6 protein-coding genes and 1 pseudogene are annotated in these 11348 nt (G+C 76.3%); 2 read left to right on the top strand and 5 right to left on the bottom strand.

Features of this window, described 5'->3' with window-relative positions; genetic code table 11:
- Nucleotides 1-357: 357 nt before the first annotated feature.
- A pseudogene (locus AC0B61_RS29475) lies at nt 358-1665 on the bottom strand (PP2C family protein-serine/threonine phosphatase); the annotation flags it as partial.
- 169 nt (nt 1666-1834) lie between these two features.
- Nucleotides 1835-3208 (bottom strand): NAD(P)/FAD-dependent oxidoreductase, encoded by a 1374-nt coding sequence (locus AC0B61_RS29470; protein ID WP_471744315.1) that lies wholly within the window; start codon nt 3206-3208, stop codon nt 1835-1837.
- 714 nt (nt 3209-3922) lie between these two features.
- Between AC0B61_RS29470 and AC0B61_RS29465 the strand changes: the two genes are divergently transcribed.
- Complete coding sequence (locus tag AC0B61_RS29465; protein WP_471744313.1) at nt 3923-4693, top strand: TetR/AcrR family transcriptional regulator; 771 nt, start codon at nt 3923-3925, stop codon at nt 4691-4693.
- Nucleotides 4694-5030: 337 nt separating this feature from the next.
- A complete protein-coding gene (locus tag AC0B61_RS29460; RefSeq protein ID WP_471744298.1) occupies nt 5031-7328 on the top strand; it encodes a sigma-70 family RNA polymerase sigma factor in 2298 nt (765 codons plus the stop codon).
- A gap of 89 nt (nt 7329-7417) precedes the next feature.
- Here AC0B61_RS29460 and AC0B61_RS29455 read toward each other — a convergent pair whose 3' ends face one another.
- From AC0B61_RS29455 to AC0B61_RS29445, 3 genes are all read right to left on the bottom strand, one after another.
- The gene (locus AC0B61_RS29455; protein ID WP_471744297.1) at nt 7418-8122 is read right to left on the bottom strand and encodes a DsbA family oxidoreductase; all 705 of its coding nucleotides are present in this window, start codon (nt 8120-8122) and stop codon (nt 7418-7420) included.
- A 97-nt stretch (nt 8123-8219) separates the two neighbouring features.
- Nucleotides 8220-8741, bottom strand: coding sequence for a universal stress protein (locus AC0B61_RS29450; RefSeq protein WP_471744295.1), 522 nt, complete (start codon nt 8739-8741; stop codon nt 8220-8222).
- A gap of 148 nt (nt 8742-8889) precedes the next feature.
- A complete protein-coding gene (locus AC0B61_RS29445; protein WP_471744293.1) occupies nt 8890-11040 on the bottom strand; it encodes an asparagine synthase-related protein in 2151 nt (716 codons plus the stop codon).
- Between the last annotated feature and the right edge of the window lie 308 nt (nt 11041-11348).

Here is an 11348-nt window from a genome sequence, read left to right as displayed (position 1 = left end):
GGCTTCGTTCATCCAACTCGCCGGTGTCTTCCGGGGCTTGACGCCCTGTCCGACGTTTCAAACTCTAGCCGATCCCCGCCTCGAAAGGCGAATCCGGCCGCAATCCGATAAAACGCCCACGCCGAATACGCACCGAGCCGCGAATCGAAAATGCCGACGCGACCCAGCCCGAACCTGGGAAATGGTATTTCAGAGGATTGGCTACCCCGGGACCGTCCGCGCAGACGCGTGTCCGGTGCTCCCAGCCAGGCAGCTCGAAGAACACTAGACCTCGGGAAGGGGCGAGTCAAGCTCCGGTTGCGGGCTCCCGACGCTTTCTTCTGTCTCCTCGGCCTTCTCGGCTTCCCCGGCCTGGGCTTCGGCCTCGTCGGGCTCCTCGGCCGGCAGGTGGAAGGCCAGGACGGCGACGTCGTCGTCGTGCTCCGAGGTCACTCCCATGGCTCGCAGCAGCCGGGCGCAGATCACGTCGGGGGTTCCGATGGCGCCGGTCAGGGTGCGGGCCAGGAGGTCGAGGCCCTGGTCGATGTCCTCGTCGCGGCGTTCGACCAGGCCGTCCGTATAGAGGACGCCGGTCGTGCCGGGGAGCAGGCGCAGGGTGTGGGAGACGTGCTGGCCGCCGCCGGTGCCGAGCGGGGGGCCGTTCTGCTCCTCGCTGCGCAGGATGGTGCCGTCGGGGCAGCGCAGCAGCATCGGGAGGTGGCCGGCCGAGGCGTAGGAGAGGGAGCGGCGCTGCGGATCCCAGACGGCGTAGGTGCAGGTGGCGATCTGGTTGGCGTCGATCTCCATGGCGATGCCGTCGAGCAGGCGCATCACCTCGTGCGGGGGCAGGTCGAGGCGGGCGTAGGCGCGGACGGCCGTGCGCAGCTGGCCCATGACGGCGGCGGCTCGCAGGCCGCGGCCCATGACGTCGCCGATGACGAGTGCCGTGCGGCCGCCGTCGATGGCGATGACGTCGTACCAGTCGCCGCCGACGGCGGCCTCGGCGCCGCCGGGCTGGTAGGTGGCGGCGACCCGTAGGTCGGCCGGCTGGTCGAGCTTCTGCGGGAGCAGGCTGCGCTGGAGGGTGACGGCGGCCTCGCGCTGGCGGCGTTCGGCTTCGCGCAGGCGGGCGGCGGCGAGGACCTGGTCGGTGACCTCGGCGGCGAAGATCAGCACGCCGGTGGGCGGCCCTTCCGCGAGGGTGTCGCCGGTGTCGCCGGCGCCGAGCGGGACGCAGGAGACGTTGTAGTAGCGGTTGCCGGTGAGGCCGAGGATGCACCGGGCCTTGACGCTGCGCGGTCGGCCGCCGCGGATGACCTGGTCCATCAGGGGCAGGACGCCCATGGTGCCGAGTTCCGGGAGGGCGTCGGCGGCGGGCAGGCCGGTTGGGCGCTCGCCGAAGAGTTCGCGGTAGGCGCGGTTGGCGTAGCCGAGCTGGTGGAGCGGGCCGTAGGTGACGGCGACCGGGGCGGGGATGCGGTTGAGGACCTCGCGCAGGTTCTGGGGTTTGTGCGGGTCGAGGAGTTCGACGGCGGGGATGGGGGTAGTGGGGCTGGTGGGGTCGCGGGGGCTGGGCACGACGACGCCGTCGGTGGAGGGCGTGCCCTCGTCGGTGCCGGTTCCGTGGGGCGGGGCGGCACGCCGGGGGACTCCGGTGAGCCGGGCGCTCCAGCGCATGAGGTTCAAACGACGGCTGCTTCCTCGTTTTCCAGGCATATCATCACTTTTTGTGTACGCGACGACACACGGGGTAATGACCAGGTCGGGCTGATCCTGTCAGGCAGAGGCCCGATTCCGGAAGTCGCGCGCCCGGCGTGGCCGTCCGGTCGGCCTCCGGCCCGGCGTGGCGTGGCAGTCACCGGGAAGAGTCCGGCCCGGCGTCCGACGGCCGGCCCGGCGTCGGGCCGAACCCGTCTTCGAACGCCGAACGCGGATGCTCCATCGCGCCCAGCGAGACCACCTCGCGGGAGAACAGCCCGCCCAGCACCCAGTCCATCAGCACCCGCACCCGCCGCTCCGCGCTCGGCAGCCGCCGCAGGTGCCGCACCCGGTGCAGCCACCAGGCCCGCCGGCCGGTGAGCTTGCCGCCGCGCCGGGTGTGGGCGACGGCCCGGCGCAGGCCCAGCGAGGTCGAGCAGGCGGCCGGGCCGGGTAGGTACGGGGCCAGGCCGGGCGCGTGCGGTCCGCCGTCCAGGGCCACCGCGAGGTTGCGCGCGAGCAGTTCGGCCTGGGCGAAGGCGTGCTGGGCGTTGGGCGCGCAGGGGGCGCCGTCCGCGTGCGGGTCCGGTACGCCGGCGCAGTCGCCGGCCGCCCACACGCCGGGCAGGGCGCGCCCGTCCGGCCCGACGGCCTGCAGGGTGGCGAGGCAGCGGACCCGGCCGGCGGTGTCCAGCGGCAGGTCGGTGTCGCGCAGCAGCGGGGACGGCCGGACGCCCGCCGTCCAGACCAGGGTGCGGGCACCGAAGCGGCTGCCGTCGGAGAGTGCGACCACCCGGTCGACGGCGGACTCCAGGGTGGTGCGCAGCCGGATGTCGACGCCGCGTTCACGCAGCTCACCGAGGGTGTGCTCGGCGAGTTCGGGCGACTCCTCGGCGAGGATCCGGTCGGTCGCCTCGACCAGGACCCAGCGCAGGTCCTCGGCGCGGACGTTGTGGTAGCCGCGCACGGCGGCGCGGGCCATGTCCTCCAGTTCCGCGAGCGCGCCGACGCCCGCGTAGCCGGCGCCGACGAAGACGAAGGTGAGCGCGGCCTGGCGGAGCGCGGGGTCGCGGGTGGCGGAGGCGAGGTCGAGCTGTTCCAGGACGTGGTTGCGCAGGCCCACCGCCTCGCCGACGGTGGAGAAGCCGAGGCCGTGCTCGGCGAGGCCGGGCACCGGCGCGGTGCGGGAGACCGCGCCGGGGGCCACCACCAGGATGTCGTAGGGCAGTTCGACCGGGGCGGGGGGTTCGCCCGGGCTCGCGGCGTCGGCCAGGGCGCGGCGGGCGGCGTGTTCGATCCCGGTGATCCGGGCGGTGAGCACCCGGCAGTCCGGCAGGACCCGGCGCAGCGGGACGACCACGTGTCTCGGGTCGATCGAGCCGGCCGCGACCTCCGCCAGCAGCGGGTGGTAGGTGAAGTAGGCCTGGGGCTCGACGACGGTGATCTCCACCTCGCCGCGACGCAGCCGCTCCCGCAGGCCCCGTTGGAGGTGGAGCGCGGTGGCCGTCCCGGCGCAGCCGCCGCCGACGATCAGGATCCTGATGGTGCACCTCCTGCCGGTGTGACGTTTCGTCCCGGCCTCGAGGCCGGGGGTGTCCCCCCATCACGCCCCCTATGAAGGACCGGCGGGGGTGGTCTTGTCCACAGTCCGTACGGTGCGGGTTGCCACCCGAGTGGCGGTCGTGGCCAGTTGTGCGTGCTGGGCGACTTTCTGACGTACTTTCGGACGCGAAGAGCCGTGAACTATGGTCGGATTGTGTGCCGGAGCGACTGCTGCCATGACAACCGGCGGCGACGCACCGTGGAGCGGCCACTACGGCCAGTTCCAGCGTTGGCGTGTGAACCCGACTGGGGCACAGTCATCCGGGGAAGGTTGTCCCCGGACAGGGCCCCGGACGGAGCCGACGCGCCGAGCCGGAGGTGGACCCGGCCCGGCGGCACGAACCGTGGTCACCAGAACGGGACGGGCGGCACGAACGATGCTTCACCAGGTCATTTCTGACGGGCTGAGCTGCACCGGGGGGTGCGGGGGCGGGCGACTACAGGGTCCGGATTCGGACGCCTGCGGGGGAGAGTTGGGATGATGGAACAGGAGCAGGTGTGGGGTCGGGCGGGTGCGCCGCAGGCCGGCCCGGGCATGGTGCCCGAGCAACGAGGCCCGGTGAACCTGCCCGCGCCGACCGGAGCGCTGCAGACCGGGGTGGTACAGACCGGAGTGGTCCAGACCGGGGCGATGCAGGCCGGGATGTTCCCGACCTCAGCCGGGTACCGGGCCGAGCCGGCGCAGGCCGCGGGGCCGGCGCCCGGCGCCCGGCTGCGGGTGGACGCCCGGCGGAACCTGGAGAGCGTGCTGCGGGCGGCCCGCGAGGTGTTCGGCGAGTTCGGCTACGGCGCGCCGATGGAGGAGGTGGCGCGCCGGGCCGGGGTCGGGGTCGGCACGGTGTACCGGCGCTTCCCGAGCAAGGAGGTGCTGGTCCAGCGGATCGCCGCCGAGGAGGTGGCGTGGCTGACCGCGCAGGCGCGCGAGTCGCTGTACGGCGGCGACGGCGCCTGGGAGGCCCTGGCCGGGTACCTGGCCCGGGCGGTGAGCAGCGGCGCCGGGCGGCTGTTGCCACCGGAGGCGTTCCGGTACGCGGAGGAGTTGGGGCGGGTGCCCGAGCAGCGGGCCTCGCAACCGCCCGCGGCGGTCCGCTTCGACCTGCGCGGGGAGCAGACCCGCTCCGGCGGGGCGGTCGAACCGGCGGCCGCCGACGCCGATCCGCGGCTGCTGCTGCAGCTGTTGGCCGCCCTGGTGGCGCGGGCCGGCGCGGCGGGTGAACTGCGGTCGGGCGTCACGGTGTCGGACGTGGTGCTGGTGTTGACCGCGTCGGTGCCGGTGCACGCGGGCCGGCCGTCGGTCTCGACGCCGGCGGCGGGCGGTTTCTCGCCGGTTTCTCCGCAGCCGGACGGTCAGCCGGTCGCCGGGCCGTCGGACCGGCTGCTGCAGATCCTGCTGGACGGTCTGCGGGTGCGCTGACGCTCGGCGTCGGGCTCGTTCACCGCGCTTGACACACAAGGGAGTCGGGCGGATCACCGGCGCGCGACTCAGGAGCGCGCGCCGGGTGCGTGCGTCGCACGACCGCCGCCGTGGGCTGGGCGAACACATCCGCGACGGCACCTCGGAAGAGTGGGGAACGGCCGGTCCGGCTACCGCCCGTCCCTGCGCTATGCCATCCTTTGCCCGTGGTTGGAGCCAATGTCCCGATGCGCGCCCTTCGCGCGCCGTCGGCGCCGTACGCCGGAGAACCGTGCGCCTACGCACTCCCGCGCGCCCTGCCACAGTACGGGGGTTGTCGTGGAATCTGGGGTCCGTTGTGAGCGCCGAGGAACAGAACGACTACGGGTACGGCCTCGACTTCGGGGGGCTCTCCGGTAGTACCGCCGAAGGGTCCGCCGCGGGCCCGAGCGGGGTCGGTGGGGTCGGCGCCACCGGCGAGGCCGGTGGGATCGGCGGGATGGGCGAGACGGGCGCGGCCGGCGGATCGGCCCAAGTGCCGGGCGCCGCACCGGGACCGGCCGCCGGATACGTCCCCGACCAGGCCGGGATGCCCAGCCGCGAGTCGCTCTCCGCCTCCTCCGCCGCACTGCCCCCCGGCCGGGTGCCCGGACAGGCCCCGGCGGGCCGGGGCGGCGTCGCACCGGAGGCGTTCGTCGGCGAGCCGTTCGCCGGCGACCGGCCGGCGCGCCCGACCGTGCCCGCCCCCGCCGACCCGGTGGACGGCGAGCGCCCCGCCTCCGACGCCGAGTTGACCGCCCGGGTGCGGGCCGGCGACGACACCGCGTACGAGGAGATCTACCGCCGGCACGCCGACTCGGTGCGCCGCTACGCGCGGACCTGCTGCCGGGACAACTTCACCGCCGAGGACCTCGCCGGCGAGGTCTTCGCCCGCACCCTGCAGGCCCTGCGAGCGGGCAAGGGCCCCGAGTTCGCCGTCCGCGCGTACCTGCTGACCGCCGTGCGCAACGTCGCCGCGGCCTGGCACCGCAGTGAGCGGCGCGAACAACTCGTGGACGACTTCACCGTGTTCGCGCAGACCTCCGCCGCCGTGGTCGACTTCGACCTGGCCGACCCCGGCGCGGACGCCTGGGCGATGGCGATGGCCGACCAGCGGATGGTCATGCAGGCCTACGCCGAACTGCCCGAGGACGACCGGGTGGTGCTCTGGCACACCGAGGTCGAGCGGGAGTCCCCCAAGACCGTCGCGGTGATGCTCGGCAAGACCGCCAACGCCACCGCCGTCCAGGCCCACCGGGCCCGCGACCGGCTCGCCGCCGCGTTCCTGCAGGCGCACGTCTCCGGCAGCCAGGACAGCGGCTGCGAGGCGTACGCCACCCGGCTCGGGGCGTACGCGCGCGGCTCGCTGCGCAAGCGGGCCTCGGCGGACGTCGGACGGCACCTCAGGGAGTGCGACCGCTGCACGGCGGCCTGCCTGGAACTGACCGAGATCAACACCGGTCTGCGCGCGCTGCTGCCCGGTGGCGTGCTCGTCTGGATCGGGGTCGGCGGGTTCAGCGCCGCCGCGGCCGCCGTGGGCGGTGTCGCCGCGGTCGGCGGCGCCGCGGCAGGGACGGCGGCGGCGACCGCCGGGACCTCGGGCGCGGCCGGGTCCGCCGGGACGGCGGGGGCCGGTGCGGCCTCCGGTACCGGCGGGGCCGCTGCCGCGGCCGGCGAAGGGCTGGGCACCGCGGCCAAGGCCGGGATCGCCGCCGCCGTCGCGGTCGCCGCGGCCGCCGTCGCCGCGTACGCGCTCACCGGCTCGCCCGAGCCGAAGCCCCCGATGGCCGCTCCGCCCGCCGCCAGCGCACCGGCCGTCCCGGCCCCCGCGCCCCCGGCGCCCGCCCCCGCTCCGGCCGCCGCGCCCAGCAGCGCCGAGCCGGCCCCGGCCCGGCCCGCACCGAGCCCCAGCACCAAGCCCGCCCCCAAGCCCGCTCAGGCGCCGCCCGCCACCCGGGCGCCGCAGCCTGCGGCGCCCGTGCCGAGCCGCCCGCCGGCCCCGAAGCCGACCAGCGCGCCGCCGGCCGTGCCCGTCCCGACCCTGCCGACGCTGCCGCCACTCCCACCGCTGCCACCGCTGCCGACGCCCGAGGTACCCGTCGTCCCGACGCCCACCCTGCCGCCGCTGCCGACCCCGACCGTCACCCGGCCCACACCGCCCGCGCCCACCGACTTCTGGGCCGACTCGCTGCCCGTGCTCAAGCCCGGCCACCACCGGGTGCCGCCGGCCGGGCCGAGCATCCGGCGGAACGGCAGCGACGACTTCTGGCAGCGCGACGGCGGCTGGATCGGCGGCGACCACCACCCGCACGCCCTCACCGTGCGCGCCCCGGCCACCACCCTCGTCGACCTCAACCGAAGCTGCACGTCCTTCGACGCGGTGGCCGGGGTGGACGACGCCACGCTCTCACCGGGCGGGGTGGTCTTCTCCGTCCAGGGCGGCGACGGCAGCGTCCTGTGGCGCTCCCGGACGCTCGCCGCCGGCGACGACGCGGTGCCGGTGCACGTGCCGCTGGCCGGACAGAAGTCGATCCGGCTGGTCGTCACGCCAGTACACGGGATCTGGTCGGCGCTGAACGTCGCGGACTGGGCCGAGGCCCGCTTCAGGTGCTCCTGAAACGGGCCTCGGGGCGCCGGTAACCGCTGACCGGTGCCGTCCTATCGCACCGGTATCGCGGCGAATCGCGGTGGGACCGCGATCGGCGGTCAGATCGCGCAGGAGCCGTCCGCGCAGGCCTCCCCCGCCGGGGCGATGTGCACCGGGGCGGGTCGGCGCTCGCCGATCTCGGCGGCGACCTGGTCCAGCACCTTGCGGAAGGTCTCGGCCTCCTGGCCGCCCTGGACCGCCCACTTGCCCTCGAACACGAAGGTCGGCACGGCGGTGATGCCCAGCTCCCGGCCCTCGGCCAGCTGGGCACGGACCTCGGCGGTGCCCTCGTCGCCCGCCAGGTAGGCCGTCACCCGCTCCCGGTCCAGGCCGGCCGACACGGCGACGTCGGTCAGCGCGGCGCGGTCGCCGACGTCGACGCCGTCGGTGAAGTGCGCCGTGAGCAGCGCCTCCTTCAGCCGCCCCTGGACGGCCGGGCCGTACTCGGCCTCGGCGAGGTGCAGCAGGCGGTGGCCCAGGAAGGTGTTGGCGTGCAGGGCGGCGTCGAAGTCGTACGTGATGCCCTCGGCCCGGCCCAGTTCGGCCACCTGCGCGTCCATCGCCACGGACTGCGGGCCGTAACGCTCGGCCAGCCAGGCGCGGTGCGGGCTCGCCGTCGCGGGGGCGTCCGGGACCAGCTGGTACGGGCGGTAGACGACCTCGACCTGCTCCTTGCCCGGGAAGTCCGCCAGGGCCTGCTCGAAGCGGCGCTTGCCGATGTAGCACCAGGGGCAGGCGATGTCGGACCAGATCTCGACCTTCATGCGGGGGGCTCCAGGGGGCGTCTTGTCGGATGGGTACGAGATAGGTGAACGATGAACCATCTCGGTACATTCCCGACACACCCCCCGAGCTGCGCGTTCACCCCGTGGGCGGCGCGGGAACCACCAGCACCGGGCAGGCCGCGTGGTGCACCAGCGCCGAACTCACCGAGCCCAGCAGCAGCCGGGCGAAGCCACCGTTGCCCCGGGTGCCGACCACCAGCGTGTGCTGCCGGTTCGACGCCTCCAACAGCACCTCGATCACGTTGCCCAGCACCACGTGCAGCGACATCCGCCCGGCGTACGGAGCGGTGCGCTGCCGCTGCACGGCCGTCACCGAGCGGCGCAGCCCGTCCGCGGTGCTCTCGACCAGCGTCTCCACGCTCTCCTGCACCAGCTCCGCCATACCCGGCGGGTAGCCGGCCGGCGCCGGGTTCACCACGGCGAGCACGTACAGCGGGAGGCCGAACAGCTCGGCCTCCGTCATCGCCCGGTCCAGCGCCCACAGCGACCCGTCCGACCCGTCGCACGCCGCCAGCACCCCCGCGGGCCGCCCGGCCGGCGGCCGGCCGAGCACCGACAGCACCACGGGCACGTCCCGCCCCGCGCTCCCACCGGCCACCGCACACCCTCCTCACCCGGATCCACGACCCGGATCCACAACCCGGCCATCATGGCGCGGCCCGTGAGTCCGCCCCCGCAACCGCGCCGAGAGGGGCAGCCGGCCGTCGAGCCCGGGAGATCGGGTGCGGTGGCGGGCGGGTCCGGGGTCAGGAGGTGAGAGCGGGGGGCTGGGGGTGGGGGAGGCCGGTCCAGCAGGCGCCGTGGCGGCGGGCGCGGACGCGGCGGAGCCAGAGTTCGGTGGAGACGAGGTCGGCCAGGCCGGCGAGGGCGGACGGGGAGAGCGGGTTGGCGGGGTCGGCGGAGTGGGCGAGGCCGGCGCGGACGGCGGCGAGGTCGATGAGGCCGGCTTCGGCGAGGAGCGGGGCGTCGAAGAGTTCGGCGAGGCCGTCGGCGGCGAGGCGCAGGCCCGCGCGGGCGGGGGCGGTGCGGTCGGGGCGGGGGCTGCGGCCCCAGTCGGGGGGCAGGTCGGTGCGGCCGGCGCCGGTGAGGACGGCGTGCAGGAGGGCGTGCCGGGCGCCGGGCTGGAGGCGGACGTCGTCGGGGAGCAGTCGGGCGGCGCGGACCACCTGGTTGTCGAGGAAGGGGGCGTGCAGCCGTTGGCCGGGCTGTTCGGCGGCGTGCACGAGCGTGCGGAAGGAGCGCGCCTGCCGGTAGAGGGCGTGCCGGGCGCGGTGCGCGCCGGGATTTCCCTCGGGCGCCGGCCGTCGCGCCGCCAGGCGCAGCCGCAGGGCGACCGAGGAGAGCGCCTCGTCGGAGAGCCAGCGGGCGGCCGGGCCGGGCACGCACCAGGCGAGGTCGACGGCCGAGCGGTCCCCCGCCGTCCGGGCGCCGTCCGGGACGTGGCGGGCGGTCAGCTTGGCGGCGGCCTCGTCCAGTGCCTCGGCGTAGCGGACCCGGGAGAGCCGGTGGGCGGCCCGGAGCACGGTGAGCGGGGTGCGCAGCGCGCCGGTCAGGACGCCCGCGACGGCCCGGTCCGCCCCGGCCAGCGCGGCGACCGGCGGCAGGAGTTCGCGCGGCCGGCCGGCCCGGATGAGGTCGGCGAGGCGGGCCGGGTGGCCGTCCAGGACCTGGCGGGCGCCGTAGCCGGTGAGGTGGTCGGTGCCGCCGGCGTCGAAGCGGGCCTCCGCGCGGGCCGCGGCGACGAGTTCGGGTCCGGGCTCGTCGGTGAGCCGGCCGGCCTGCGGGTCGGCCCCCGGTCCGGCGTACGGGAGGGTGTCGGGGCCGGGGGCGAGCACGGTGTGCCGCAGCCGCGGGGTGTCGGGGGCGAGCGCGAGGGTGGCCGACGGCTCGCTCTCGCCGAGCGTGACGGCGGCCAACTGCTCCGGCGCCGCGGGGCCCTGGGCGGCGGCGCGGGCCCAGGAACCCCTGACCGCACCGTTCCGGGCCCCGACGGCCGCCCGTCCCGCTGCCGCCGGGGCCGCCGCAGCCGCCGCGGCGGGCACCGGCGGCAGCGGGACGGCGGCGGCGAGCAGGGCCACGGTGGCGGAGGCCGTGCCGTACGAGAGGTCGACGCCGAGCCGGGCCCGGCCGACCGGGCCGGCGACCGGAGCGGTGGTACGGACCCGGGAGCGGACCGACTCCAGCAGGGCACGGGTGAGTTCCCGGACGGCCGGCGCCTCGTCGCGGGGCTGCTCGGCGCCGGCCGGGTCGTCGTAGCCGGACAGGTACGGGCGCCCGCCGCGGATCCCGAGCACGTGGCCGGGCGGCACCTGCTGGACGCCCAGGTACGGGGTGCCGGTGCCGAGCGCCTCGGGGGACTCGGGGCAGGCGAGGCGGGCCGCGAGGTGCCCGGCGTCCAGGGCGGCGCCGACCAGGTCGGCCAGCGGGAGGGCGGCGGTGGCGTACGCGGTGCCGCCGCCCCAGGGGGTGTGGAAGACGGGCTGGGCGCCGGCGAGGTCGGTGAGCAGCAGGGTGGAGCGGATGCCGGTGCGCAGCACGACGGTGTAGCTGCCGGGCCAGGCGGTGAGGTGGCGGACGGCGCCGCCGCGGGCGGCGGCGAGGCCGGCGGCGAGTTCCGCGTCGGTGGCGCCGCAGTGGCCGAGGATGGCGAGGCGGGTGGTGGCGGGGGTGTCCTCGATCGGGTCGGGGGTGGTGGCGCCGGTGCCGACCACGGCGGGGGCGCCGGGGCGGAGGGTCACCAGGCGGATCTCCTCGGGGCGCCAGTCGCCCACGGCCCAGAGCGGGTTGGGCCCGGTCCACAGGGGGCGCGCGGCGATCGGCGCCACCGCGCCGAGCGTCTCGTGCACCGGCGTACCCGCGCGGGGCGCCCCCGTGCACCAGCCCGTCAGCCACCGCATCGCGCCTCCACCGTACGAGGACCCTGCACCCGCGCGGCGCGTCCGCCGTCGGGCGGGCGGTGGGGTGCCGTGGCGGCCCGCGCGTCCCGGCGTGCCGCCGCGGATCGGCGTGCCGTCAGGAGACATCGTGCCACCGCTCGGCGTTGCTGTGGCCGGGGTTGCCGGATCCGCTTGCGGGAGCGGCCGGTTGACGGTAGGTGACGGCGGCGGTGGCGGGCGGCCAGGTGGTGACGGCGGCAGCGTGGCGGCGGTGACGGCGGCTGGAGGTGGGCGGCCCGGCAGCGGCTGGCGGCGGGCGGGCCGGGCCT

This window comes from Kitasatospora sp. NPDC023385, assembly GCF_055664045.1.
Note: the sequence above shows the minus strand (reverse complement) of the source record. Positions and strands in the feature narration are given on the sequence as shown.